Annotated in this window: 22 protein-coding genes; 17 read left to right on the top strand and 5 right to left on the bottom strand. The window is 70.7% G+C overall.

Going from position 1 to position 24,762, the window contains the following annotated elements; genetic code table 11:
• Positions 1-14 precede the first annotated feature (14 nt).
• Positions 15-1,223 carry a murein transglycosylase A gene (gene mltA / locus IM725_RS02335; protein WP_193778959.1) on the top strand — a complete coding sequence of 403 codons (1,209 nt, stop codon included), beginning with the start codon at positions 15-17 and terminating at the stop codon, positions 1,221-1,223.
• 15 nt (positions 1,224-1,238) lie between these two features.
• Here the strand turns inward: mltA and IM725_RS02330 are convergent, their stop codons facing one another.
• The gene (locus IM725_RS02330; protein ID WP_193778958.1) at positions 1,239-1,721 is read right to left on the bottom strand and encodes an Lrp/AsnC family transcriptional regulator; all 483 of its coding nucleotides are present in this window, start codon (positions 1,719-1,721) and stop codon (positions 1,239-1,241) included.
• A 119-nt stretch (positions 1,722-1,840) separates the two neighbouring features.
• Here IM725_RS02330 and IM725_RS02325 point away from each other — a divergent pair, with 119 nt between their 5' ends.
• The 5 genes from IM725_RS02325 to IM725_RS02305 all read left to right on the top strand — a co-directional run bounded on the left by IM725_RS02325 (position 1,841) and on the right by IM725_RS02305 (position 11,456).
• Positions 1,841-5,392, top strand: coding sequence for an indolepyruvate ferredoxin oxidoreductase family protein (locus tag IM725_RS02325; RefSeq protein ID WP_193778957.1), 3,552 nt, complete (start codon positions 1,841-1,843; stop codon positions 5,390-5,392).
• Positions 5,393-5,509: 117 nt separating this feature from the next.
• The gene (gene yajC, locus IM725_RS02320; RefSeq protein WP_193778956.1) at positions 5,510-5,836 is read left to right on the top strand and encodes a preprotein translocase subunit YajC; all 327 of its coding nucleotides are present in this window, start codon (positions 5,510-5,512) and stop codon (positions 5,834-5,836) included.
• A 10-nt stretch (positions 5,837-5,846) separates the two neighbouring features.
• Positions 5,847-7,742, top strand: a complete 1,896-nt coding sequence (secD, locus tag IM725_RS02315) for a protein translocase subunit SecD (RefSeq protein ID WP_193778955.1) — start codon at positions 5,847-5,849, stop codon at positions 7,740-7,742.
• A gap of 13 nt (positions 7,743-7,755) precedes the next feature.
• Positions 7,756-8,712 carry a protein translocase subunit SecF gene (gene secF / locus IM725_RS02310; protein WP_193778954.1) on the top strand — a complete coding sequence of 319 codons (957 nt, stop codon included), beginning with the start codon at positions 7,756-7,758 and terminating at the stop codon, positions 8,710-8,712.
• Positions 8,713-8,723: 11 nt separating this feature from the next.
• Positions 8,724-11,456 (top strand): DUF1631 family protein, encoded by a 2,733-nt coding sequence (locus IM725_RS02305; protein WP_193778953.1) that lies wholly within the window; start codon positions 8,724-8,726, stop codon positions 11,454-11,456.
• A 9-nt stretch (positions 11,457-11,465) separates the two neighbouring features.
• Here IM725_RS02305 and IM725_RS02300 read toward each other — a convergent pair whose 3' ends face one another.
• The 3 genes from IM725_RS02300 to IM725_RS02290 all read right to left on the bottom strand — a co-directional run bounded on the left by IM725_RS02300 (position 11,466) and on the right by IM725_RS02290 (position 14,429).
• Positions 11,466-11,939, bottom strand: a complete 474-nt coding sequence (locus IM725_RS02300) for a DUF494 family protein (protein ID WP_193778952.1) — start codon at positions 11,937-11,939, stop codon at positions 11,466-11,468.
• A 65-nt stretch (positions 11,940-12,004) separates the two neighbouring features.
• Complete coding sequence (gene dprA, locus IM725_RS02295; protein WP_193778951.1) at positions 12,005-13,150, bottom strand: DNA-processing protein DprA; 1,146 nt, start codon at positions 13,148-13,150, stop codon at positions 12,005-12,007.
• Positions 13,151-13,169: 19 nt separating this feature from the next.
• Positions 13,170-14,429 (bottom strand): LysM peptidoglycan-binding domain-containing protein, encoded by a 1,260-nt coding sequence (locus IM725_RS02290; RefSeq protein ID WP_193778950.1) that lies wholly within the window; start codon positions 14,427-14,429, stop codon positions 13,170-13,172.
• A gap of 158 nt (positions 14,430-14,587) precedes the next feature.
• Here IM725_RS02290 and def point away from each other — a divergent pair, with 158 nt between their 5' ends.
• The 10 genes from def to IM725_RS02240 all read left to right on the top strand — a co-directional run bounded on the left by def (position 14,588) and on the right by IM725_RS02240 (position 23,205).
• Positions 14,588-15,100 (top strand): peptide deformylase, encoded by a 513-nt coding sequence (gene def, locus IM725_RS02285; protein ID WP_193778949.1) that lies wholly within the window; start codon positions 14,588-14,590, stop codon positions 15,098-15,100.
• Positions 15,100-15,612 carry a hypothetical protein gene (locus IM725_RS02280; RefSeq protein ID WP_193778948.1) on the top strand — a complete coding sequence of 171 codons (513 nt, stop codon included), beginning with the start codon at positions 15,100-15,102 and terminating at the stop codon, positions 15,610-15,612. The genes def and IM725_RS02280 overlap by 1 nt, the downstream gene beginning before the upstream one ends.
• Positions 15,612-16,568, top strand: a complete 957-nt coding sequence (gene fmt / locus IM725_RS02275; RefSeq protein WP_193778947.1) for a methionyl-tRNA formyltransferase — start codon at positions 15,612-15,614, stop codon at positions 16,566-16,568. Before IM725_RS02280 ends, fmt begins: the two co-directional genes overlap by 1 nt.
• Before the next feature lie 59 nt (positions 16,569-16,627).
• The gene (locus tag IM725_RS02270) at positions 16,628-17,308 is read left to right on the top strand and encodes an AzlC family ABC transporter permease (protein ID WP_193779009.1); all 681 of its coding nucleotides are present in this window, start codon (positions 16,628-16,630) and stop codon (positions 17,306-17,308) included.
• A 22-nt stretch (positions 17,309-17,330) separates the two neighbouring features.
• Positions 17,331-17,666 (top strand): AzlD domain-containing protein, encoded by a 336-nt coding sequence (locus IM725_RS02265; protein WP_193778946.1) that lies wholly within the window; start codon positions 17,331-17,333, stop codon positions 17,664-17,666.
• 76 nt (positions 17,667-17,742) lie between these two features.
• A complete protein-coding gene (locus IM725_RS02260) occupies positions 17,743-18,936 on the top strand; it encodes a phosphoglycerate kinase (protein WP_193778945.1) in 1,194 nt (397 codons plus the stop codon).
• A 161-nt stretch (positions 18,937-19,097) separates the two neighbouring features.
• On the top strand, positions 19,098-20,531 hold the full coding sequence (gene pyk / locus IM725_RS02255; RefSeq protein WP_193778944.1) for a pyruvate kinase: 1,434 nt from the start codon (positions 19,098-19,100) through the stop codon (positions 20,529-20,531).
• 294 nt (positions 20,532-20,825) lie between these two features.
• A complete protein-coding gene (gene fba / locus IM725_RS02250; RefSeq protein WP_193778943.1) occupies positions 20,826-21,890 on the top strand; it encodes a class II fructose-bisphosphate aldolase in 1,065 nt (354 codons plus the stop codon).
• 65 nt (positions 21,891-21,955) lie between these two features.
• The gene (locus tag IM725_RS02245) at positions 21,956-22,861 is read left to right on the top strand and encodes a phosphoribosylaminoimidazolesuccinocarboxamide synthase (protein ID WP_193778942.1); all 906 of its coding nucleotides are present in this window, start codon (positions 21,956-21,958) and stop codon (positions 22,859-22,861) included.
• Between the two features lie 47 nt (positions 22,862-22,908).
• Positions 22,909-23,205 (top strand): YciI family protein, encoded by a 297-nt coding sequence (locus tag IM725_RS02240; protein WP_193778941.1) that lies wholly within the window; start codon positions 22,909-22,911, stop codon positions 23,203-23,205.
• Between the two features lie 97 nt (positions 23,206-23,302).
• On the opposite strand, the gene trxA is transcribed toward IM725_RS02240, so the two are convergent.
• Positions 23,303-24,193, bottom strand: a complete 891-nt coding sequence (gene trxA, locus IM725_RS02235) for a thioredoxin (protein ID WP_193778940.1) — start codon at positions 24,191-24,193, stop codon at positions 23,303-23,305.
• 75 nt (positions 24,194-24,268) lie between these two features.
• On the opposite strand from trxA, the gene purE reads away from it, so the two are divergent.
• Positions 24,269-24,762: 5-(carboxyamino)imidazole ribonucleotide mutase (purE, locus tag IM725_RS02230; protein WP_193778939.1), on the top strand; the 494-nt coding region annotated here is incomplete at its 3' end.

Raw genomic sequence — 24,762 nt, 5'->3', positions numbered from 1 at the left:
TGCGGCCGGAGAACATGGTCCACCAGACGATGAAGATGAACACCACCATGGCCAGCATGGCTTCGAGGAAAAGGGCAAGCATGGGACAGGTTCCGTGGCGCGCGTGGACCGCGCTGGCCGCGATTGTAGGAAGCATGGCCGCCTGCACCTCCGTGCCGCTGGGCCCGCCCTCGGCCCCGGTGTCCGCCGCACCCGGGGCCGCGGCCGCGGATGCGGGCGCGCCGCTGCCGCCGGCGCTGGCCCTGCCGCGCGCGCGCTGGCAGCCGGTGCGCTGGTCCGAGCTTCCGGGCTGGGGCGAGGACGCGCTGCACGAGGCCTGGAACGCCTGGCTCAAGAACTGCGAGCGCCCGCCATCCGTCATCGCGCCCCTGTGCCCCCAGGCGCGCCAGCTCTCCATCGCCAGCGGCGAGGAGCAGGCGGCCTGGATGATGCGCAACCTGCAGCCCTATCGCGTGGAAACGCTGCAGGGTGGCGACGAGGGCTTGCTGACCGGCTACTACGAGCCGCTGCTGGACGCCACCCGCCAGCCCGACGCCACGCACACGGTGCCGCTGTACCGGCCGCCCGCGATGGCGCGCCGCCCCTGGTACACCCGCCAGGAGATCGAGAGCCTGCCCGAGGCGCGCGCCGCGCTGCGCGGCCGCGAGATCGCCTGGCTGTCGGACCCGGTGGACGCGCTGGTGCTGCAGATCCAGGGCTCGGGCCGCCTGCGCGTCACCGAGCCCGATGGCACGCAGAAGCTGGTGCGGCTGGCCTTCGCGGGCTCCAACGAACAGCCCTACCGCAGCATAGGCACGGCGCTGCTGCAGCAGGGCGCGGTGCGCGACGCGAGCTGGCCCGGCATACGCGCCTGGCTGGTGCAGAACCCGCAGCGGGCCAGCGAGCTGCTCTGGAGCAACCCGCGCTACGTGTTCTTCCGCGAAGAGCCGCTGGCCGACTTCGACGCTGGCTTCGGCCCGCGCGGCGCGCAGGGCGTGGCGCTCACGCCCGGGCGCTCGATCGCCGTGGACAAGGACAGCATTCCCTATGGCACGCCAGTGTGGCTGGCCTCCAGCGGGCCGGCGGTGCAGCTGCGCCGGCTGGTGTTCGCCCAGGACACCGGCAGCGCGATCACGGGCGCGGTGCGGGCCGACTATTTCACCGGCTGGGGGCCGGAAGCCGGCGAGCTGGCCGGGCGGCTGAAGCAGCCCCTGCATCTGTGGGTGCTGTGGCCGCGCTCCTGAGCGGCGCGCGGGCCTTCAGCGCAGCGGGCCCAGGTGCGCCAGCGGCAGGCTGCTGGGCGCCTTGACCTCGCCGAGCGAGAAGCTGGTGTGCAGGTCCTTCACGTTCGGCAGCGCGATCAGGGTCTTGCGCGCGAACTGCGAGAAGCTGTCCAGGTCGGGCGCCACCACCTGCAGCTCGAAGGTGCCGGTGCCGCTGATGTAGTGGCAGGACACCACCTCGGGAATGCTGCGGATCGCCTCCTCCATCTGCCGCGTGCTGTCGGCGTTGATGCGGTCCGCATCGAGCCGCACGAAGGCCAGCACGCCCAGCCCGATCTTGTGGCGGTCGATCTCGGCGCGGTAGCCCTTGATGTAGCCGGCCTCCTCCAGGGCGCGCACGCGCCGCCAGCAGGGCGCGGCCGACAGGCCCACGCGCTGCGCGAGCTCGGCGTTGGTCAGGCGCGCGTTGGCCTGCAGTTCATGCAGGATGCGCAGGTCGAACTTATCGATCGTTTCCAAGATGGGCTACTTGAGGAAAGGTTCTTTCTCATCCTAGCCCAATCCGGGCATGAAACGCAAAGACTTATCCGTGCATCCGTCCTACACTGGCGCTTCATAAAGCTGGAGACAACACGGTCATGAATGCACCGCTGCCGGAACACATCCGCAAGGCCCTGGAAACGGTCACCCTGGACGACAAGTACGCGCTGGACCACGGCCGCGCCTTCATGAGCGGCGTGCAGGCGCTGGTCAAGCTGCCCATGCTGCAGCGCCAGCGCGACGCGATGGCCGGCAGGAACACCGCCGGCTTCATCAGCGGCTATCGCGGCTCGCCCCTGGGCGGCTACGACCAGGCCCTGTGGAAGGCCAGCGCCTACCTCAAGGCGCAGAACATCGTGTTCCAGCCGGGCGTGAACGAGGAACTGGCCGCCACGGCGCTGTGGGGCACGCAGCAGCTGGGCTTCGCGCCCGCAGGCACGCAGAAGTTCGACGGCGTGTTCGGCATCTGGTACGGCAAGGGCCCGGGCGTGGACCGCTGCTCCGACGTCTTCAAGCACGCCAACATGGCGGGCACCACCCCCTGGGGCGGCGTGCTGGCGGTGGCGGGTGACGACCACGTGGCCAAGAGCTCCACCGCCGCGCACCAGAGCGACCACATCTTCAAGGCCTGCGGCCTGCCGGTGTTCTTCCCGGCGACGGTGCAGGAGGTGCTGGACATGGGCCTGCACGGCATCGCCATGAGCCGCTATGCCGGCGTGTGGGCGGGCATGAAGACCATCCAGGAGATCGTCGAGTCCAGCGCCACCGCGGTGATCGACCCGGAGCGGGTGCAGATCCACATCCCCACCGACTTCGAGATGCCGCCCGGTGGCGTGCACATCCGCTGGCCGGACGGCGCGCTCGACCAGGAGGCGCGCCTCTTCGACTACAAGTGGTACGCCGCGCTGGCCTACATCCGCGCCAACGGCCTGAACTACAACGCCGTCGAGGGCCCCAACGACCGCTTCGGCATCATCGCCAGCGGCAAGGCCTGGAACGACATGCGCCAGGCCCTGCTGGACCTGGGGCTGGACGACGCCACCTGCCGCCGCCTGGGCATCCGGCTGCACAAGGTCGGCGTGGTCTGGCCGCTGGAGGCGCAGGGCACGCGCGCCTTCGCCCAGGGCCTGCGCGAGATCCTGGTGGTCGAGGAGAAGCGCCAGATCATCGAATACCAGCTCAAGGAGGAGCTGTACAACTGGCGCTCGGACGTGCGGCCCAACGTGGTCGGCAAGTTCAGCGACAGCGACGGCGAATTCACCGGCGGCGAGTGGTCGCATGCGAACCCGACCGCGAACACCCTGCTGCGCGCCAACGCCGACCTCACGCCGGCGCTGATCGCGCGTGCCATCGCCCAGCGGCTGCGCAAGCTGGGGCTGGACGCGGACACGCAGGCCCGCATCGACGCCCACCTCGCGATCCTGGACGCCAAGGAGCGCTCCATGCAGGTGCTGGACGTGCAGGCTGACCGCACGCCCTGGTTCTGCTCGGGCTGCCCCCACAACACCTCCACCGTGGTGCCCGAGGGCTCGCGCGCCATGGCCGGCATCGGCTGCCACTTCATGTCGGTGTGGATGGACCGCGCCACCGTGGGCTTCACGCAGATGGGCGGCGAGGGCGTGCCCTGGGTGGGCCAGCAGCCCTTCAGCACCGAGAAGCACGTCTTCGCGAACCTGGGCGACGGCACCTACTTCCACAGCGGCCTGCTGGCGATCCGCCAGTCGATCGCGGCCGGCGTGAACATCACCTACAAGGTGCTCTACAACGACGCCGTGGCCATGACCGGCGGTCAGCAGGTCGGCGAGCGGCCCGAGGGCCACTCGGTGATCCAGATTGCCCACAGCCTGATGGCCGAGGGCGTGCGCCAGCTGGTGGTCGTGACCGACCAGCCCGAGAAGTACACCGTGGCCCAGCTGCCGCCCGGCGTCGACGTCAAGCACCGCGACGGGCTGGACGCGATCCAGCGCGAGTTCCGTGAGATCGAAGGCTGCACGGCCATCATCTACGACCAGACCTGCGCCACCGAGAAGCGCCGCCGCCGCAAGCGCGGCACGATGGTCGACCCGGCCGTGCGCGTCTTCATCAACGACCTGGTGTGCGAGGGCTGCGGCGACTGCAGCGCCAAGAGCAACTGCCTGTCGGTGGAGCCGCTGGAGACCGAGTTCGGCCGCAAGCGCACCATCAACCAGAGCACCTGCAACAAGGACACCAGCTGCCTCAAGGGCTTCTGCCCCAGCTTCATCACCGTCGAGGGCGGCAAGCTCAAGGGCAAGCAGAAGCAGAAGGCGGCCTCGCCCTACGAGGGCGCACCCCTGCCCGAGCCGGTGCTGCCGCAGCTCCACGGGGCCTACGGCATCGTGGTCGCCGGCGTGGGCGGCACCGGCGTCATCACCATCGGCCAGCTGCTGGGCATGGCGGCGCACATCGAGGGCAAGGGCATCGTCACGCAGGACGCCGCCGGCCTGGCCCAGAAGGGCGGCGCCACCTGGAGCCACGTGCTGATCGGCGACAGCCAGGACGGCATACGCACCACCCGCGTGAGCATGGCCGCGGCCGACCTCATCATCGGCTGCGACCCCATCGTCACCGCCGGCAAGGAGACCGCGCTGCGCATGCGCGAGGGCCGCACCCGCGTGGCGCTGAACGGCCACAGCACGCCCACCGCCGCCTTCGTCAAGAACGGCAACTGGGCCAACCCGGCCGACGCCTGTGCGGCGGAAGTGACGCAGGCCGTGGGCGCCGCGGGCGTGGGCATCTTCAATGCCGACCTCGCCGCCACCCGCCTGCTGGGCGACAGCATCTACACCAACCCCATGATGCTGGGCTACGCCTGGCAGAAGGGCTGGATCCCGCTGGGCCGGGACTCGCTGCTGCGCGCCATGGAACTCAACGCGGTGCAGGTCGAGGCCAACAAGGCCGCCTTCGAGTGGGGCCGCCGCGCCGCCCACGACTGGGCCGCGGTGGAGAAGCAGCTGGCCCCGGCGCAGGTGATCGATTTCAAGCCGCGCGAGATCCTGGACACCCTGGTTGCGCGCCGGGCCGAATTCCTCACCGCCTACCAGGACGCCGCCTACGCCCGCCGCTATCGCGAATTCGTCGAGAAGGTTCGCGCGGCCGAGGCCCCGCTGGGCCGCAGCAGCCTGGCCGAGGCGGTGGCGAAGTCGCTCTTCAAGCTCATGGCCTACAAGGACGAGTACGAGGTGGCCCGGCTGCACACGCAGACCGGCTTCCGCGAAAAGGTCGAGGCCCAGTTCGAGGGCGACTTCAAGATCCACTACCACCTGGCCCCGCCGGCGCTGTCGGCCAGGAACGAGAAGGGCGAGCTGCTCAAGCGCAAGTTCGGCCCGGCCACGGTGCTGGCGCTGCGCCTGCTGGCGCGCTTCAAGGGCCTGCGCGGCAGCGCGCTCGACCCCTTCGGCCACACCGAGGAGCGCCGCACCGAGCGGGCGCTGATCGGCGAGTACATGGGCCGCGTCGAGCGCCTGCTGGCCGGCCTGGACGCCACCGGCCACGCCCACGCGCTGGAGGTGGCCCGCGTGCCGGAGCAGATCAAGGGCTTCGGCCACGTGAAGGCGCGCAACCTGGCCGCCGCGCGCGAGCGCTGGCAGGCGCTGGACGCCGAGCCGGCCGGCCGGCGGCAAGCGGCCTGAGGGGCTGTTGCCCGGGGCGGCGCCCCGGTGCCGGGCCCCACTTACAATCCGTGGTTTTGCGCGCGGCGCCGCCTGCGGGCGGTCCGTCCGCGCGTCCCGCCTTCCCCTGGAGCCAACGTGTTCATTTCTTCCGCCTTCGCACAGACCGCCGGCGCCGCCGGCGGCGACATGCAGTCCTCCCTCATGAGCATGCTGCCGCTGGTGCTCATGTTCGTGGTGCTCTACTTCGTGATGATCCGGCCGCAGATGAAGCGCCAGAAGGAGCACAAGTCCATGATCGAGGCGCTGGCCAAGGGCGACGAGGTGGCCACCTCCGGCGGCCTGGTCGGCAAGGTCAGCAAGCTGGGCGACGTCTACCTCGCCGTGGAGATCGCCAGCGGCGTCGAAGTGCAGGTGCAGCGCAGCGCCGTGGTGCAGGTCCTGCCCAAGGGCACGCTGAAGTAAGCGCCGGGCGATGAACCGCTACCCGGTCTGGAAGTACGCGATCATCCTGGTCGCGCTGGTGGTGGGCCTGCTGTACGCGGTGCCCAACGTCTTCGGCGAGGCGCCCGCGGTGCAGGTGTCCTCGGGCAAATCCTCCGTCCGGATCGATGCCAGCACGCAGGCGCGCGTGCGGCAGGCGCTGGAGCAGGCCGGCATCCAGCCGGATGCGGTCACGCTGGACGCCACGGGCGTGAAGGCCCGCTTCGCCACCGACGAGGTGCAGCTCAAGGCCAAGGACGCGATCCAGAAGGCGCTGAACACCGACCCGAACGACCCGGGCTACGTGGTGGCGGTCAACATGATCTCCCTCTCGCCGCGCTGGCTGTCGGCGATCAACGCCATGCCCATGTACCTGGGCCTGGACCTGCGCGGCGGCGTGCACTTCATGCTGCAGGTGGACATGCAGGCGGCCCTGTCCAAGAAGGCCGAGTCGCTCGCTGGCGACCTGCGCACCGCGCTGCGCGAGAAGACCATCCGCCACAACGGCATCACCCGCAACGGCCAGTCCGTGGAGGTGCTGTTCGGCGATGCGGCTGCCCTGGCCGCGGCCAAGGCCGTGCTGGCCGAGCAGTTCCCCGACCTGCAGGAGACCGACGGTCCCGCCGGCAACGGCAGCAGCGACCTGCGCCTGGTGGCGACCATCAAGCCGGAAGCGGCCCGCCGCGTGCAGGAGCAGGCGCTCAAGCAGAACATGGTCACGCTGCACAACCGGATCAACGAGCTGGGCGTGGCCGAGCCGGTGATCCAGCAGCAGGGCGCCGACCGCATCGTGGTGCAGCTGCCGGGCGTGCAGGACACCGCCAAGGCCAAGGACATCCTGGGCCGCACCGCCACCCTGGAGGTGCGCATGGTGGACGAGGGCACCGAGGCCCGCGCCGCCGAGTTGGGCAGCGCGCCCGTGCCCTTCGGCGACGAGAAGTTCATGGACCGCAACGGTCAGGCCGTGGTGGTCAAGAAACAGGTCATCCTGACCGGCGAGAACCTGACCGACGCCCAGCCGGGCTTCGACGGCCAGAGCCAGGAGCCCGCGGTGCACCTGACCCTGGACGCCAAGGGCTCGCGCATCTTCCGCGACGTCACGCGCGAGAACGTGGGCAAGCGCATGGCCATCCTGCTGTTCGAGAAGGGCAAGGGCGAGGTCGTCACCGCGCCCGTGATCCGCAGCGAGATCGGTGGCGGCCGGGTGCAGATCTCCGGTCGCATGACCACCGTGGAAGCCAACGACACGGCGCTGCTGCTGCGCGCCGGCTCGCTCGCCGCGCCCATGGAGATCATCGAGGAATACACCATCGGCCCGACCCTGGGCAAGGACAACATCACCAAGGGCTTCCACAGCGTGGCCTGGGGCTTCGCGGTGATCTGCGCCTTCATGGCGGTGTACTACATGCTGTTCGGCCTGTTCTCGGGCCTGTCGCTGGCCGTCAACCTGCTGCTGCTGGTGGCGGTGCTGTCGATGCTGCAGGCCACGCTGACCTTGCCCGGCATGGCGGCCATGGCGCTGGCCCTGGGCATGGCGATCGACTCAAACGTGCTGATCAACGAGCGCGTGCGCGAGGAACTGCGGCTGGGCGCGTCACCCCAGGCGGCCATCAACGCCGGCTACGAACGCGCCTGGGGCACCATCTTCGACTCCAACATCACCACCCTGATCGCCGGCCTGGCGCTGCTGGCCTTCGGCTCGGGCCCGGTGCGCGGCTTTGCCGTGGTTCACTGCATCGGCATCCTGACCTCCATGTTCTCCGCGGTGTTCTTCTCGCGCGGCCTGGTGAACCTCTGGTACGGCCGGCAAAAGCGACTGAAGACCGTGTCCATCGGTACGGTATGGCGACCCGGCGCTGACGGCGCTATAACCAACAAGGCAGAGTGAGGCCAGAGCCGCCATGGAGTTCTTCCGCATACGACGGGACATCCCGTTCATGGAAAACGCGTTGATCTTCAACGTGATTTCCTTCATCACCTTCGCCGCCGCCGTCTTCTTCCTGGTCACCCGCGGGTTGCACCTCTCGGTGGAGTTCACCGGCGGCACGGTGATGGAAGTCGCCTACACCCAGCCGGTGGAGGTGGAGAAGGTGCGCCAGTCGGTGGCCGCCCTGGGCCTGCCCGACGTGCAGGTGCAGAACTTCGGTACCGCCCGCGACGTGCTGATCCGCCTGCCGGCCCAGAAGGGCGTGAGCTCGGCCCAGCAGAGCGAGAAGGTGCTCTCGGCGTTGCGCGCGAGCGACAGCACCGTGCAGCTTCGCCGCACCGAGTTCGTGGGACCGCAGGTCGGCGAAGAGCTGGCCACGGACGGCCTGAAGGCCCTGGCCTTCGTGGTCGCCGGCATCATGATCTACCTGGCCTTCCGCTTCGAGTGGAAGTTCGCGGTGGCGGCCATCATCGCCAACCTGCACGACGTGGTCATCATCCTGGGCTTCTTCGCCTTCTTCCAGTGGGAGTTCTCGCTGGCGGTGCTGGCGGCGGTGCTGGCGGTGCTGGGCTACTCGGTGAACGAGTCGGTGGTGATCTTCGACCGGATCCGCGAGAACTTCCGGCGCCTGCGCAAGCTGAACACGGTGCAGATCATCGACAACGCGATCACCTCCACCATCAGCCGCACCATCATCACGCACGGCTCGACCCAGGTCATGGTGCTTTCCATGTTGCTGTTCGGCGGCCCCACGCTGCACTATTTCGCCATGGCGCTGACCATCGGCATCCTGTTCGGCATCTATTCCTCGGTGTTCGTGGCCGCCGCGATCGCGATGTGGCTGGGCATCAAGCGCGAGGACCTGGTGAAGGGCGGCGGTGCGCGCAAGGACAGCGACCCGAACGACCCGAACGCGGGCGCCGCCGTCTAGGATCCATCCCCGTGTCGCAGCCGCGCCCTCCCGAGTCCGGCCCGCGCCTTGCGCGCCAGGCGCGTGAGCTGTTCGTGGCGCGCGTGCAGGCCGGCATGCCCGCCCTGGTCCAGGCCGTGGGGCGGCGCCTGCAGGAGGTCTCCAACGCCGTCGGCAACCCGCGCGAGATGCAGGAGCGCCGGGACGCCATGATGGCCTTCGACCGCAGGTCGGCGGCCTGGCAGCAAGGCGTGGGCGCCGGGCTGCGCCAGGCCCTGCTGCCGGCCACGGCGACCGCCCAGGTTCGGCTCAAGGCCATGACCTTCGAACTGGTGGGCGAGGAGGTCGTGGAGCGAAAGATCCTCTCCTCCCGTCTGGCGCTGGCCGTTGGTGAGAAGTCGACCTGGGAGATCAACGACCTCAAGCTGCGCATGCAGTACCTCGAGGGCGAGGACCAGCAGCCCGGCGACATCCTTCGGCCCGAGGCCCTGTCGCTGCTGCTTCTGGAGCAATGGGGCGCGGCCGGCCTGTCGAACGCCGGCTTCGAACTGGTGCAGGACACCGTCAAGGGCATGCTGCTGGAGGTGGTGCCCCAGGCCTACGCGGAGCTGAACAAGTTCCTCATCGGCCAGGGCGTGATGCGCGACATCGACCTGAGCAAGCGGGTTCGCCGCGCCCCCGCCCCGACCGCGGGCCGCCGTGGCCCCGGGGCGCCCGAGGGCCCGGCCGATGCACAGGACAGCACGGGCTGGAGCGGCGCCTGGCAGGGCGGCCCGGCTGGCTCTGCAGCCGCCGGCGGCTTCCCCGGGGGCTACGCGGGCGCGGCAGGCGGCGGCCAGGGCGGCGGCGCGGCAGGCCATGCCGCCGGCCCGGCAGGTTACGCGGGCGGTCCGGCAGGTTACGCGGGCGGTCCGGTAGGTTACGCGGGCGGGCCGGGCTACGCCGGCGGACCCGCGGGCCCGGGCGGGGCCGCGGCGGCCGGCCCATCGGCCGCGGGCTGGGGCCCGGGTGCCGCACGCGGTGGCGGCTTCGGTGGCGCGCAGGGCAGCGGCAGCGCAGGGTTTCCCTCGGGCCCGGCGGGCGCCATGGGCGCCGCGGCGCCGGGCGGCTCGCCGGCGGGCGGCGCGGGCCGCGGGCAGCAGCCCGGCGGCGCGTCCCAGGGCGGGGCTTCGCCCGGCGACAGCGGTGGGGTGCACGAGGAAACCCGCCTCATGACCAGCAGCCCGCCCCTGGCCCGGGTTCGCGCCCGCGCGACCGGCGTGCTGGGCCAGCTGCGGCGCCTGCTCACCGATCGCGTGGCCGGCTTCTCCGCCTCGGGCGGCGACACCGCGCCCCCGATCTCGCCCGGCCTGGCGGCCGCGCTGCGCGCGCAGGAGACCACCCAGCCCGCCGACGCCCCGCTGGACGCCGGCAGCACGCATCCCATGACGCGCGCCGGCGACGAGGACACGCCCTATGACAACGCTGCGGTCGAGCGCGTTGCCGGTGACCTGCGGCGCAAGACGGGCGAGCTCAAGAAGAAGGCCTCCACCACCTCCGAGAAGGCCACCATCGAGATCGTGGCGCTCATGTTCCAGAGCATCCTGTCCGAGGAGCGCATACCGCCCGCGGTGCGGGTGTGGTTCGCGCGCCTGCAGATGCCGGTCCTGCGCGTGGCCCTGGCCGAGCCTGAATTTTTCGGGACGCTGGAGCACCCGGCGCGCCTCCTGATCGACCGCATGGGCTCCTGCGTGCTCGGCTTCGACGCCGCGAGCATCGGCGGCAGCGCGCTGGAGATCGAGATCAAGCGCGTCGTGCAGGTGATCGAGCAGTACCCGGAGACCGGCCGCCGCGTGTTCCAGCTCGTGTACGAGGAATTCCAGAAGTTCCTCGCGCGCTACCTCACCGAGAAGGGCGCCACGCAGAAGGTGGTCAGCGTCGCGCAGCAGGTCGAGCAGAAGGAAACGCTGGCGATCCAGTACACCATCGAGATGCGCAGCCTGCTCGAGGGCATGCCCGTGCCCGAGGAGATCCGCGACTTCCTCTTCAAGGTCTGGGCCGAGGTGCTGGCCCTGGCCGCGGTGCGCCACGGACCGCAGCACGACGAGACGCTCGCGCTCAAGCGCGCCGCCTCCGAGCTGGTCTGGTCGGCGGGCGCCAAGCCCAACCGCACCGAACGCGCTCAGGTCATCCAGGACCTGCCGGGCCTGCTGCAGCGCCTGCGCGCGGGCATGACGCTGGTGGGCATCCAGGGCGAGGAACAGGAAGGCCACATCAAGGCCATCGGCGACACCCTGGCCGACGCCTTCATGTCCAAGACCGAAGCCATCCCCCGCGCGCGCGTGGAAGAGATGGCCCGGCGCCTCGTCCACTTGGAGGACTACGTGGCGACCGACCCGGCCACCGACCTGCCGCTGGACGCCGAGAGCATCGAGATGATGCTGGGCATGGACGCCTCCATGATCGAGGTCGTGGCCGACGGCGGCTCGCAGCCCAGCCAGGCCATGATGGCCTGGGCCAACGAGCTGCAGCTGGGCACCTGGTTCTCGCTGGACCACAACGGCCGGGTGGCCCAGGTGCAGTACGTGTGGCGCAGCGAGCGCGGCCAGCTGCACCTGTTCGCCGCACCCGGCGGCCGCAGCTACCTGGTGCAGGTCAAGCGCCTGGCCGCCTACCTGCAGGCGGGCCTGTTGCTGCCGGTCGAGGAAGAGGCGCTGACGGTACGGGCCACGCGCGACGCGCTGGCCAAGCTGGACGCCAACCCGGAGCGCCTGCTGGAGGCCTGAGGCGGGGCTTCAGTGGGCGAGCCGGCCGGTGGCGGGCTCGCAGAGCTCGTCCAGCACGAGCGCGTCGGGCTCGTGGCCGAAGCTCCAGTAGACCATCATGACGATGATCTTCAGCTCGTCGAGCGCGACCGGGTCGCCCGGGGCCGCCATGGCGCGGTCGACGACGATCTCGCGCATGGCCGGGGGCAGCACGCCCGCGCCCTCCAGGAAGGAAATGAAGCCCAGGCACTCGGCGCCCAGGTGGTCCTGTTCGGCCACCGAGTAGATGCGCATGCTGCCAGGGGCGCCCGCAGGCTCGCGCGGGCCCGGGTCGGCCGAGGCGTGCTGGGCGGCGAAATTCAGGCCGTCGAGCCAGCTCAAGGCCGCATGGATTTCATCGGCATCGAAGCCGTGGGCGCTGAGCTTGCGCTCGAGCTGCTGGAGCTCGGGGCACACATCGCCGCGCCAGTAATGTTCGTAGACGAAGACGAGTACATCGAACATGAAATCCAATATAGCGGAGTTCCGTGCCCGGCCGCTGCTTTCTTTGCGCTTGTTGCGATGTTGCATCAGGCCGCGTCGCGGCGCTGGAAGAGGCCGCCCGGCAGGCGCGCCACGCGACCCTCGAGCTCCAGTTCCAGCAGTCGCGGCAGCAGCGCCGAGGCCGGCCAGCCGCAGCGCGCCACCAGGCCGTCCAGGCTCATGGGGTCGTGGCCCAGCACCTCCAGCACCGGGTCCCGGCGCACGCCCGGCGACGGCGCGGGCGCCGCGGCCGCGCCGGGCGGCGCCTGGACGTGCAGCCCGTCCAGCACGTCCTGGGCCGTCTCCACCAGCTGGGCGCCCTGGCGGATCAGCGCATGGCAGCCGCGTGACTGCGGCGCATGGACCGAGCCCGGGATGGCGAACACCTCGCGCCCCTGCTCGGCCGCCATGCGCGCGGTCACCAGCGAGCCCGATCTGAGGGTGGCCTCCACCACCAGCGTGCCCTGCGCCAGGCCCGAGATGATGCGGTTGCGCTGCGGGAAGTTCTGCGCCAGCGGGGGCGTTCCCAGTAGGAACTCGCTCAGCAGCAGGCCCTGGTCGGCGATGCGGGCGGCCAGGTCGGCGTGGCGGGCCGGGTAGACCCGGTCCAGGCCGGTGCCCAGCACCGCCACCGTGCGCAGGGCGCCCGCGGCGCCGCCCTGCAGCGCCCCTTCATGCGCCGCCGCATCCACGCCCAGGGCCATGCCCGACACCACGCAGAGCCCGGCCTGGGCCAGGCTGCGGGCGAAGGCGAGCCCGTGGTCGGCGCCCTGCGCCGTCGGGTTGCGACTGCCGACGATGGCCACGGCGCGCGGCCACCCGCCGGGCGTCTGCAAGCGGTCCAGGCGCCCCTGGGCGAAGAGCAGCAGCGGCGGGTCCTCGGTGGCGAGCAGCAGCGGGGGGTAGAGCGGGTCACCCAGCGCGATGACGGCGCGCGAGGCCTGGGGCGATGCGGCGCCGGGCGGCTGTGCGAGCCAGGCCAGGGTGTCCTCCACCGCAGGGCCCAGGGCCTCGGGCACCTGGGCCAGCGACCGGGCCAGGCTGCTGCCCAGCAGGGCCTGCAGGGCCTCGGTGTCGGCCTCGAAGACGGCGTCGGGCAGGCCGAAGGCCGCGAGCAGCCTGCGGGCCGTGGAGCGGCCCAGGCCGGGGGTCAGCAGGAGGCGCAGCCAGCCGGCCAGCGACGACCGGTCCATGGCTGCAACGCCCGCGCGCTCAGCGCGGGCTGGCGACCCGGTCGCCGACCTTGACCGTGTCGGTGATCTCGAGGATGAGCGCGTACGACAGGTGCTCGAAGGGGCGGAACACCATCAGCAGGCCGTTGCGCTCGTCCGGCAGCTGCATCTGGGCGCGCTCGCCCTCCTGCGTGCGGTCTTCCAGGCTGCGGCCGTCCTTGAGGATGGCGAACACATGGCCCGGCTCGATGCCGTCGGCGCTGCCCTTGTCGATGACCACGACCTGGTTCTGGCCGGCGACGGACACCGCGTCGCCGTAGACGGACACGATGCGGCCCGGGCCCAGGCCCTGCGGCGCATGCGGCACGTAGCTGGGGAACTGGCGCGGCGGCTCGGGCAGCAGCCGGTCGCCCACGCGCATCTCCTCCTTGGCGGTCACGATGTCGATGGTGGCGGGCACCACCGCCGCCTTGCCGCCGGCACCGGCTACGCTGCTTTCGCTGCGCACCAGCTGGGCCTGGCCCAGGTACTCGGCCTCGTAGCCCAGCACGCGCTTCGGGTCGGCCGGGTCGCGCAGCGGCTTGGCGTTGCGGAAGACGCGGAAGTCGTCGCTGCGGCCGGCCTGCGTGAGCTTGAGCGGGGTCGCCGCGAGGCCGCGGGCGTAGGCCCGGTCGCCACGGGTGATCATGACCCGGTTCTCCGGCGCGGCGACGATGCGCGGCGCGGCGTTCAGGGTGGCCTCGTCGACGATGAGCGGCTCGGTGAGGAAGGCCTCGATCAGGTTGAGCTGCAGCGCCGGGATGGCCGAATCGGCCAGCGGCTCGGCCCGCACCCGGGGCGACAGGCGGACCACCTCGGTCGGCGCCTGGCCGTCGGGGGCTTGGCCCACGCGCAGCCGGGCCATGCCGTCCTGCTTTTCCAGGACCAGCAGCTGGCCGGGGTAGATCAGGTGCGGGTTGCGGATTTCCTGCAGGTTCATGCCCCACAGCTCGGGCCAGCGCCAGGGCGACTTCAGGAACAGCCCGGACACCGCCCACAGGGTGTCCCCGCGCTTGACGGTGTAGCGCTCGGGCGCGTTGGGCGACAGTTCGGACAGGGGCACGCCGGCGCTGGCGACCTGCTGCGCGGTGGCGCGTTGGCCCGGGGTGACCGGGAAGCGCGAGCCGGCCGGCTGCGACTGTGCCTGGGCCGGCAGCCCGATGGCGAAAGCCGCCAGGGCCAACCCCCAGCCCAGGGCCCGGGTGGCGCGTGCGAGCGGATCCCGGGCGGTCGGCGAAGGGTTCTGGCGGTATTTCTTCATGTGCGGCGTAGGGCGGCCTGGCGCTGCCGGGCCGTCACAAGGTCTTGACAAAGTACAGCTGATTCTGGGCCCAAGCCCTTGATTGGGCAACGTTTATGCCTCTTGAGGACTGCGTCGCCGCCCAAAAGTGGCGAAAATAGCGACACCTGCAGGTTCCCATGGCACTACTTCCCATCCTCCGCTATCCCGACCCCAAGCTCCACACCGTCGCCAAGCCGGTGCAGGCGGTGGACGCGCGCGTGCGCACCCTGATCGCCGACATGCTGGAGACCATGCACGAAGCCAACGGCATCGGCCTGGCGGCCACCCAGGTGGACGTGCACGAGCGCCTGGTGGTGATCGACGTGTCCGAGGACCGCAACCAGCCGCTGGTGCTGGTGAACCCCGAGATCCTGTGGGCCAGCGAGGACAAGCTCCTGAACGAGGAGGGCTGCCTGTCCGTGCCGGGCATCTACGACGGCGTGGAGCGGTCCGTGGCCGTGCGCGTGCGCGCCCTGGACGAAGAGGGCCGGGCGCGCGAGATCGAGGCCGAGGGCCTGCTGGCCGTGTGCATCCAGCACGAGATGGACCACCTGCTGGGCAAGGTCTTCGTCGAATACCTGTCGCCGCTCAAGCGCAACCGCATCAAGTCCAAGATGCTGAAGTCGCGCCGCGAGACCGAGCGCGCCTGATGCCGCGGCTGGGCCTGCCCGTGCGAACGCTGCTGCTTCCCCTGACCCTGGCGCTGGCGCTGCTGGGCGGCTGCGCCGGCGGGCCGTTCGACGCCCCGGCGGTGGGCCAGAGCGGTGACAGCGTCATCGCCCGCTTCGGCCGGCCGACCCGTGTCGTCGCGCTGCCGTCCGGCCAGCGCCTGCAGTACAGCCGCCAGCCTTTCGGCCAGCAGGCCTGGATGGTGGACCTGGATGCCGCCGGACGGGTGACCCGGGCCGAACAGGTGCTGACCGAGGACGGGTTCCGCCGCATCGCGGTTGACCGCTGGACCCGCGAGGACGTGGAGCGCGAGTTCGGGCCGCCGGCCCAGGTCGACGCCGTCGCGAGCTGGAGCGGGCCCATCCTCAACTACCGCTGGCGCGATGCCGGCGGCGCGGACATGCTCTACTGGGTCTACCTGGATGCGGCCGGCGTGGTGCGGCGCACCCAGGCCGGCATGGAATTCCGCGGCTCCCGGTCCGAGCGGGACTGATGCGCGTCGTCTTCGCCGGCACGCCCGAGTTTGCGCGCGAGGCCCTGGCGCGGCTGCACGCCGCCGGCTTCGAGATCCCCCTGGTGCTGACGCAGCCGGACCGCCCCGCGGGCCGCGGCCTGAAGCTGCAGCCTTCGCCCGTGAAGGCCTTCGCCCTGGAACAGGGCTTCCCGGTGGCACAGCCGCGCAGCCTGCGCCTGGACGGCAAGTATCCCGATGAGGCGCAGGCCGCCCGCGAGGTGCTGCAGGCCGCGCGCCCCGACGCCATGGTGGTCGCCGCATACGGGCTCATCCTGCCGCAGTGGGTGCTGGACCTGCCGCGCCTGGGCTGCCTCAACATCCACGCCTCGCTGCTGCCCCGCTGGCGCGGCGCGGCGCCCATCCACCGGGCGATCGAGGCCGGGGATGCCGAGACCGGCGTCACCCTGATGCAGATGGACGCGGGGCTGGACACCGGGGACATGCTGCTGGCCGAGCGCGTGCCCATCGCCCCGCAGGACACCACGGGCAGCCTGCACGACCGGCTGGCGGTGCTGGGCGCCCGGCTGGCGGTGGAGGCCCTGGAACTGGCCGCCTGCGGCGGCCTGAAGCCGGTGAAGCAGCCGGCCGAGGGCGTCACCTACGCGGCCAAGATCGACAAGGCCGAAGCCTGGCTCGACTGGTCCCAGGCCGCGGCCGTGCTGGACCGCCGCATCCGGGCCTTCAACCCGGCGCCCGGCGCGGGCACCCAGTGCGCCGGCGAGGCCATCAAGGTCTGGCAGGCCGAACCCCTGGACGCGCCGCCGGGTGCGGCGCCCGGCACGGTGCTGGCCGCCGGGCCCGGGGGCATCGACGTGCAGTGCGGCCAGGGCGCCCTGCGCCTGCGGGTGCTGCAGCGTGCCGGCGGCAAGCGCCTGCCCGCGGCCGACTTCCTGCGCGGCTTCCCCCTGGCGCCGGGCGCCGTGCTGGGCGGCTGAGCGTGTTCTTCCTGCCCGAGAATTTCCGCCACCCGGCGTTCCGCCAGGCCGCGCGCAACATGGCCCCGCTGGCCACCGGCATCGCCGCGTGGGGCCTGATGACCGGCGTCGCCATGGTGAAGTCGGGCATGAGCGTGGGCGAGGCCCTGGCCATGACCTTCCTGGTCTATGCCGGCAGCTCGCAGCTGGCCGCCATCCCGCTGATCGTGGCCGGCGCGCCGGCCTGGGTCATCTTCGCGACCGCGTTCTGCGTGAACCTGCGCTTCGTGGTCTTCAGCCTGCACCTGCGGCCCTACCTCATGCACCTGCCGCGCTGGCGCCGCCTGGCCAACGGCTACCTCACGGCCGACATGAGCTACGCCCTCTTCACCCGGCGCTTCCCCACGCCGGGCACCACGCCGCAGCAGCACCGCGAGCAGGAGGCCTACCTCAGCGGCAACTACTGCGTCACCTGGTGCGCGTGGATGATCGCCAGCGTGATCGGCATCGCGCTGGGCAACCTGATCCCGGCCGCGTGGGGGCTGGGTTTCGCCGGGGTGCTGTGCCTGGTGGGCGTGCTCTGCGCCCTGGCCAACACGGCGCTGCGCCGGCTGGCGGTGCTGGTGGCGGGCAGCGCGTCCGTAGCCGCGTATGCGCTGCCGCTCAAGCTGAACATCGTGGTCGCGATCGCGGCGGCGGTGCTGCTGTGCTCCGTGCTGGAGAAGCGCGACCCGCGGCTGGCGGCGGGGGAGCCGGCATGACCGCATTTCGGAGCGCCGCCTGATGGCCCGCAGCGAGACCTGGACCTACGCGGTCATCCTCGGCATGGCCGCGGTGACCGTGCTCACCCGGTGTTTCTTCTTCATCCTGGACCGGCCCTGGTCGCTGCCGGCCTGGGCCGAGCGCGCGTTGCACTACGCCCCGGCCGCGGCCCTGGCGGGCGTGATCGCCCCCGAGATCGTGATGACGGCCGGCCACCTGGTGCCCAGCGTGCTGGACGCGCGCCTCTTCGCCGCGCCCGTGGGCGCGCTGCTGTACTTCTGGCGCCGCAACGTGCTGCTCACCATCGTCGGCGGCATGGCGGTCTACCTGCCCCTGCACCTGGGGCTGGGCTGGTAGCCCGGCCGGGTCAGCGGCCTGGAAGGCGCGGCTTCTAGAATCTTCGGTTTCCGTCCAACCGATCCGAAGAGACTCCATGCAAGTCCTGCGTTTTTCCGACCTTTGCGCCCAGGGCCGCGCGCGCGGCCAGCGCGTGTTCATCCGCGCCGACCTCAACGTGCCGCAGGACGATGCCGGCCGCATCACCGAGGACACCCGCATCCGCGCCTCCATTCCCTGCATCCGCATGGCGCTGGACGCCGGCGCGGCGGTGATGGTCACCTCGCACCTGGGCCGGCCCACCGAGGGCGAGTTCAAGCCCGAGGATTCGCTGGCCCCCGTGGCCCAGCGCCTGTCCGAACTTCTGGGCCGCGAGGTGCCCCTGGTGCGTGACTGGGTGGATGGCGTGCAGGTTCAGCCCGGCCAGCTCGTGCTGCTGGAGAACTGCCGCCTCAACAAGGGCGAGAAGAAGAACAACCCCGAGCTGGCCAAGAAGCTGGCCGCGCTGTGCGACATCTTCGTGCACGACGCCTTCGGTACCGCCCACCGCGCCGAGGCGTCGACCTACGGCATCGCCGAATACGCCACGCTCGCCTGCGCGGGCCCGCTGCTGGCGGCCGAGATCGACGCCATCACCCAGGCCCTGGCGCACCCGCGACGCCCGCTGGCCGCGATCGTCGCCGGCTCCAAGGTGTCGACCAAGCTCACCATTCTTCAGTCGCTGGCTGCCAAGGTGGACCGCCTGATCGTGGGCGGCGGCATCGCCAACACCTTCATGCTGGCCGCCGGCCTGCCCATCGGCAAGTCGCTGGCCGAGCCCGACCTGGTGGGCGACGCCCGCGCCGTGATCGAGGCCATGAAGGCGCGCGGCGCCGAGGTGCCCATCCCCAGCGACGTGGTCACCGCCAAGACCTTCGCCGCCGACGCGCCGGCCACCGTGAAGGCGGCCTCGGCGGTGGAGGCCGACGACCTGATCCTGGACATCGGCCCCGAGACCGCGAAGCGCCTGGCTGCGCAGCTCGAGTCGGCGGGCACCATCGTCTGGAACGGCCCGGTGGGCGTCTTCGAGTTCGAGGCCTTCTCGCACGGCACGGAAACGATTGCCCGGGCGATCGCGGCCTCGGACGCCTTCAGCATCGCCGGCGGCGGCGACACCCTGGCCGCCATCGCCAAGTACGGCATCGAGAAGGACGTGGGCTACATCAGCACCGGCGGCGGCGCCTTCCTCGAGGTGCTGGAAGGCAAGACCCTGCCCGCCTTCGAGATCCTGTCGCGCCGCGCCGCGGCCTGAGTCTGTTCCTCTCCCCCGGGCTCGCGGCCAGGCGCCGGCAAGCCCACTTTTCCATGCCTGGGGGACATCGGGCCGCGATCGTGCCCGCAAGGCAGGGCGGCCCCGGTCATGGGCCACAATGGCTGCCTGCATCCCGCACCCTGCACCACCACGGAAGAGCCATGGCCCGTCGCGCCACCAAGATCGTTGCCACCCTGGGTCCCGCCTCCAGCGACCCGCAGCTTCTCGAACAGATGATCCGCGCCGGCGTCAACGTCGTGCGCCTCAATTTCAGCCACGGCAAGGCGCAGGACCACATCGACCGGGCCACGCTGGTGCGCCAGGCCGCCCAGCGCGCCGGGCGCGAGGTGGCCATCATGGCCGACCTGCAAGGCCCCAAGATCCGCGTCGGCAAGTTCGCCGAGGGCAAGGTCCAGCTGGCGCCGGGCGAGAAGTTCGTGCTCGATGCCGCGCGCACCGCGCCCGGCGACCTCCATGGCGTGGGCCTGGACTACAAGGAGCTGCCGCGCGACGTGAAGCCCGGCGACCTGCTGCTGCTCAACGACGGGCTGATCGTGCTCACCGTGGACCGGGTCGCCGGCGAGCAGGTGCACACCACCGTCAAGCTGGGCGGCGAGCTCTCCAACAACAAGGGCATCAACAAGCTGGGCGGCGGCCTGACGGCGCCGGCACTCACCGCCAAGGACATGGAGGACATCCGCACCGCGATGAGCTTCCAGGCCGACTACGTGGCCGTGAGCTTCCCCAAGAACGCCACCGACATGGAGATGGCGCGCCAGCTGTGCAACGTCGCCGGGGCGGAGGCGCGGCACAAGCCCGGCCTGATCGCCAAGATCGAGCGCGCCGAGGCCATCCCCAACCTGGAATCCATCCTCAAGGCCAGCGACGGCATCATGGTCGCGCGCGGCGACCTGGCAGTGGAGGTCGGCAACGCGGCCGTGCCCGCGCTGCAAAAGCGCATGATCCGGCTCGCCCGCGAGCACGACAAGTTCGTCATCACCGCCACGCAGATGATGGAGTCCATGATCACCAACCCGGTGCCCACCCGCGCCGAGGTGAGCGACGTGGCCAACGCGGTGCTGGACGGCACCGACGCGGTGATGCTCAGCGCCGAAACCGCCGCCGGCAAGTACCCGCTGGAGACCATCGTGGAGATGGCCAACATCTGCTCGGAAGCGGAGAAGGCCGAGGACGTGCGGCTGGACGCCGATTTCTCCGGCATGAGCTTCTCGCGCATCGACCAGTCGATCGCCATCGGCGCGCTGTTCACGGCCCACCACCTGGGCTGCAAGGCCATCGTTGCGCTGACCGACTCGGGCTCGACCGCGCTGTGGATGAGCCGGCACCGCATCCACATCCCGATCTACGCGCTGACGACCAAGCTGGTCACGCAGCGCCGCATGGCCATGTACCGCAACGTGCGCCCCCTGCTGGTGGACCAGAGCGCCGAGCGCGACACGGCGCTGGCCGAGGCCGAGGCGCACCTGAAGAAGCGCGGCATCGTCACCAGCGGGGACATCTACGTCATCACCTGCGGCGAGCCCATGGGTGCGCCGGGGGGGACCAACATGCTCAAAATTTGCCGTGCAGTTTGAAAACGCTGCTGCGTTTTCAAACTGACTAGTCAGTTGATGAATTCCGGGGGACCCGGAATTCATCAAGGGGGCGGGCCGCTGCACGCTGTTTCGCGGCTCCGCTCTGAGGGCCTTCGGCGCTCTTTGAGCCGGGTAGGCGCTCGCCGCGTGTTGCACCGCTCGGGCCCTTCTTCGGGCTGTGGCCCGTTCAGGCTGTTACACGAGGCCGCCTGGCCTGGCCGGGTCGCTAAAATCTGACTGTTCTGTGCCGGCCGTACGGGCGCAGCCCTCTTTCAAGCTCTTCAGGATCGCACCATGCCTCTCGTTTCCATGCGCGAACTGCTGGACCATGCCGCCACGAACGGCTATGGCATTCCGGCCTTCAACGTCAACAACCTGGAGCAGGTTCAGGCCGTGATGGAGGCCGCGAAGGAAACCGGCGCGCCGGTGATCCTGCAGGCCAGCGCCGGTGCGCGCAAGTACGCGGGCGAGCCCTTCATCAAGCACCTGATCCTGGCCGCCATCGAGCAATACCCCGAGATCCCGCTGGTGATGCACCAGGACCACGGCCAGAACCCCGACGTGTGCGCCGGCGCGATCAAGCTCGGCTTCTCCTCGGTGATGATGGACGGCTCGCTGCAGGCCGACGGCAAGACCATCGCCAGCTACGAGTACAACGTGGACGTCACCCGCAAGGTGGTGGACATGGCCCACCTGCTGGGCGTGACGGTGGAAGGCGAACTCGGCTGCCTGGGCTCGCTGGAGACCATGAAGGGCGACAAGGAAGATGGCCACGGCACCGACGCGACCATGACGCGCGAGCAGCTGCTGACCGACCCCGAGCAGGCCGCCGACTTCGTCAAGAAGACGCAGCTGGACGCGCTGGCCATCGCCATCGGCACCAGCCACGGCGCCTACAAGTTCACCCGCAAGCCCACGGGCGACATTCTGGCGATCGATCGCATCAAGGAAATCCACCGCCGCATCCCCAACACCCACCTGGTGATGCACGGTTCCTCCTCGGTGCCGCAGGAGCTGCTGGCGCAGATCCGCCAGTACGGCGGCCAGATGAAGGAGACCTACGGCGTGCCGGTCGAGGAGATCCAGGAAGCCATCAAGTACGGCGTGCGCAAGATCAACATCGACACCGACATCCGCCTCGCGATGACGGGCGCGGTGCGCAAGTTCCTGGCCGAGAACCCGGAGAAGTTCGACGCCCGCGAATGGCTCAAGCCCGCACGCGAGGCCGCCAAGCAGGTGTGCAAGCAGCGCTACCTCCAGTTCGGCTGCGAGGGCCAGGCCGGCAAGATCAAGGGCGAGAGCCTGCAGGTCGTGGCCGCCAAGTACGCCAAGGGCGAACTGGCCCAGGTCGTCCACTGAGCCGGCGCGCGCCAGCGCGCGATAATCGAAGGCCCGGGGCATCCCGGGCCTTTTTTCTTGCTGCCATGAACGCCCTGCACACCTCCAACATCAACTCGCTGCCCCTGCTCGCGCGTGGCAAGGTCCGCGACAACTACGCCGTGGGCGAGGACCGCATCCTCATGGTGGCGAGCGACCGGCTCTCGGCGTTCGACGTGATCATGGGCGAGCCCATCCCGGGCAAGGGCGAGCTGCTGACGCAGATGGCGCTGTTCTGGTTCGCGCGGCTGGGCCACATCTGCCCCAACCACCTCACCGGGCAGGCGCCCGAGTCCGTGGTGCGCCCCGACGAGGCGGCCCAGGTGCGCGGCCGCGCCATGCTGGTCCAGCGGCTCAAGCCCATCCCGGTCGAGGCCGTGGTGCGGGGCTACCTGGCCGGCAGCGGCTGGAAGGAATACCAGGACACGCAATCGGTCTGCGGCGTGCCCCTGCCGGCGGGCCTGAAGAACGCCAGCAAGCTGCCCGAGCCCATCTTCACGCCGGCCGCCAAGGCGGCGGCGGGCGAGCACGACGAGAACATCTCCTTCGACCAGGTGGTGGCCGTGGTGGGCCCCGAGCTGGCGGCGAAGATCCGCGACACCAGCATCCGCATCTACAAGGAAGCGGCCGACTTCGCGCTCAGCAAGGGCATGATCATCGCCGACACCAAGTTCGAATTCGGCCTGGACGATGCGGGCACGCTGGTGCTGATGGACGAGGTGCTCACGCCCGATTCCTCGCGCTACTGGCCGGTGGAGGGCTACCAGGCGGCCTTCGAGCGCGGCGAGAACCCGCCCAGCTACGACAAGCAGTTCGTGCGCGACTGGCTGGAACAGGTGCGGGTGAACGGCAAGCCCTGGGACAAGACCCCGCCCGCCCCGCGTCTGCCGCAGGACGTGATCGAGAAGACCGCCGCCAAGTACCGCGAAGCCCTGCAGCGCCTGACGGCCTGAGCGGGCGCCGGAGCCTGGCGGGTGCTGACCGACACCGGAGTGGCCTGATGCTGTTTGCCGTTCGATTCCACGACCGACCCGACCGCCTGCCCGTGCGCCACGCGTACCTGCCCGCGCATGTGGCGTGGCTGGACGCCCACCAGGACCAGGTGCTGGTGGGCGGCTCGCTGCGCGACCCCGGGGACGACCGCCCCGTGGGCGGACTCTGGATCGTGGAGGCCGAAAGCGAGCAGGCCGTCCGGGCCCTGTTCGCCACCGATCCGTTCTGGGTCCAGGGCTTGCGCGAGCGCGTCGAGGTGCTGCGCTGGCAGAAGGCCTTCCCGGACCGGCAGGCCATCGTCTGACCCGGGCCGGCGGACGATCCCGTCCCGGCCGCCGCAAGCACGAAGGGCCACCCTGGGGTGGCCCTTCGTCATGGGGAAGGCCGCCAGGCCCGGCCCTTCAGCTCAGCACGACGCTGGACAGCCGCCGGCGGTAGCTGGCCACCGTCGGGTCGTCCGGCGGGATCTGGCCGTCGGCGACCTTGGGCCGGGGCGGCTCGATGATGTCCAGCACCGCGATGTAGGTCTTGCGCGCCAGGTCCTCGTGCCAGGCCTTGTCGCGCATCAGGATCTCCAGCAGCTCGTCCATGGCCTCGGTCCAGCGGCGCGCGGCGATCAGCTGGCGGGCCTTGCCGAAGCGGGCCTCGAAGTCGCGCTTGTTGGCCACGATGCGGCCGTCGAAGTCGCCTTGGCCCTCGTGGCTGGCCGCGAAGGCGAAGGCGTCGATCACCCGCTCCAGCGACTCGAAGCGGCGCTCCAGGGCGGCCTTGCCCGCCACCGGCTCGAAAGCCTGCGCCGCCTCGTGCGGCCTGCCGGCCTGCAGCAGGGCCTTGACGTAGTCGGCGCGCGCGTCGTCGTTGGCCGGGTCGGTGGCCACGGCATGCTGCAGCTTCTCCAGCACGGCGCCGGCGTCCTGCGGGGCGGCCTCGACCTCGGGCTCCTCCTCGGGCAGGTCCGCGTCACCGCCCTCGGGCAGGTGCTTGTCCAGGAATTCGCGCACCTTGCCCTCGGGCAGCGCGCCCATGAAGCCGTCCACCGGCTGGCCGTTCATCATCAGGATGACGGTCGGGATGCTGCGGATGCCGAAGGCGGCGGCCAGCTGCTGCTGCTCGTCGGAGTCGATCTTGGCCAGCTTGAAGCGGCCGCCGTAGTCGGCCTCCAGCTTCTCCAGGATGGGGCCTATGACCTTGCAGGGCCCGCACCAGGTCGCCCAGAAGTCCACCAGCACAGGCTGGGTCATGGAGGCCGCGATGACCTCAGCTTCGAAATTTTCCAGGGTGACGTCGATCATGGCGTGGGGCTCTTCTTGGGGGTCCACCGGACCAGCTCGGGCTGGAACCGTAAAATTCAACCTTTGGGAGCATCCATGAGCTCGGTACAGGTTGGCGTGGTGATGGGTTCCAGCAGCGACTGGGACACGATGCAGCACGCGGTCTCGATTCTCCAGGAATTTGGCATCGCGCACGAAGCGAAGGTGGTCTCGGCCCACCGGATGCCGGACGACATGTTCGCCTACGCGGAAGCGGCGCAGGCGCGCGGGCTCGCGGCCATCATCGCCGGCGCCGGCGGCGCCGCCCACCTGCCGGGCATGCTCGCGGCCAAGACCGTGGTGCCGGTGCTGGGCGTGCCGGTGGCCAGCCGCCACCTGCAGGGCGTGGATTCACTGCACAGCATCGTGCAGATGCCCAAGGGCGTGCCGGTCGCCACCTTCGCCATCGGCGCCGCGGGCGCGGCCAATGCGGCCCTGTTCGCGGTGGCCATGCTCGCCAACCAGGACGCGGCCCTGCGTGCCCAGCTGCAGGCCTTCCGGGCCCGCCAGACCGAGGCCGCGCGAGCGATGACGCTGCCGCCCGCCGCATG

This window comes from Ramlibacter aquaticus, assembly GCF_015159745.1.
GTDB lineage: Bacteria > Pseudomonadota > Gammaproteobacteria > Burkholderiales > Burkholderiaceae_C > Ramlibacter > Ramlibacter aquaticus.
The sequence above is the reverse complement of the archived record's forward strand: the minus strand, read 5'-3'. Positions and strand labels throughout refer to the sequence as shown.

Coding starts and splice junctions, on each gene's coding strand:
- mltA (WP_193778959.1), top strand. CDS start 15: ATGGTCCACCAGACGATGAAGATGAACACCACCATGGCCAGCATGGCT.
- IM725_RS02325 (WP_193778957.1), top strand. CDS start 1,841: ATGAATGCACCGCTGCCGGAACACATCCGCAAGGCCCTGGAAACGGTC.
- secD (WP_193778955.1), top strand. CDS start 5,847: ATGAACCGCTACCCGGTCTGGAAGTACGCGATCATCCTGGTCGCGCTG.
- secF (WP_193778954.1), top strand. CDS start 7,756: ATGGAGTTCTTCCGCATACGACGGGACATCCCGTTCATGGAAAACGCG.
- IM725_RS02300 (WP_193778952.1), bottom strand. CDS start 11,939: ATGTTCGATGTACTCGTCTTCGTCTACGAACATTACTGGCGCGGCGAT.
- dprA (WP_193778951.1), bottom strand. CDS start 13,150: ATGGACCGGTCGTCGCTGGCCGGCTGGCTGCGCCTCCTGCTGACCCCC.
- IM725_RS02290 (WP_193778950.1), bottom strand. CDS start 14,429: ATGAAGAAATACCGCCAGAACCCTTCGCCGACCGCCCGGGATCCGCTC.
- def (WP_193778949.1), top strand. CDS start 14,588: ATGGCACTACTTCCCATCCTCCGCTATCCCGACCCCAAGCTCCACACC.
- IM725_RS02280 (WP_193778948.1), top strand. CDS start 15,100: ATGCCGCGGCTGGGCCTGCCCGTGCGAACGCTGCTGCTTCCCCTGACC.
- fmt (WP_193778947.1), top strand. CDS start 15,612: ATGCGCGTCGTCTTCGCCGGCACGCCCGAGTTTGCGCGCGAGGCCCTG.
- IM725_RS02270 (WP_193779009.1), top strand. CDS start 16,628: ATGGCCCCGCTGGCCACCGGCATCGCCGCGTGGGGCCTGATGACCGGC.
- IM725_RS02265 (WP_193778946.1), top strand. CDS start 17,331: ATGGCCCGCAGCGAGACCTGGACCTACGCGGTCATCCTCGGCATGGCC.
- IM725_RS02260 (WP_193778945.1), top strand. CDS start 17,743: ATGCAAGTCCTGCGTTTTTCCGACCTTTGCGCCCAGGGCCGCGCGCGC.
- pyk (WP_193778944.1), top strand. CDS start 19,098: ATGGCCCGTCGCGCCACCAAGATCGTTGCCACCCTGGGTCCCGCCTCC.
- fba (WP_193778943.1), top strand. CDS start 20,826: ATGCCTCTCGTTTCCATGCGCGAACTGCTGGACCATGCCGCCACGAAC.
- IM725_RS02245 (WP_193778942.1), top strand. CDS start 21,956: ATGAACGCCCTGCACACCTCCAACATCAACTCGCTGCCCCTGCTCGCG.
- IM725_RS02240 (WP_193778941.1), top strand. CDS start 22,909: ATGCTGTTTGCCGTTCGATTCCACGACCGACCCGACCGCCTGCCCGTG.
- trxA (WP_193778940.1), bottom strand. CDS start 24,193: ATGATCGACGTCACCCTGGAAAATTTCGAAGCTGAGGTCATCGCGGCC.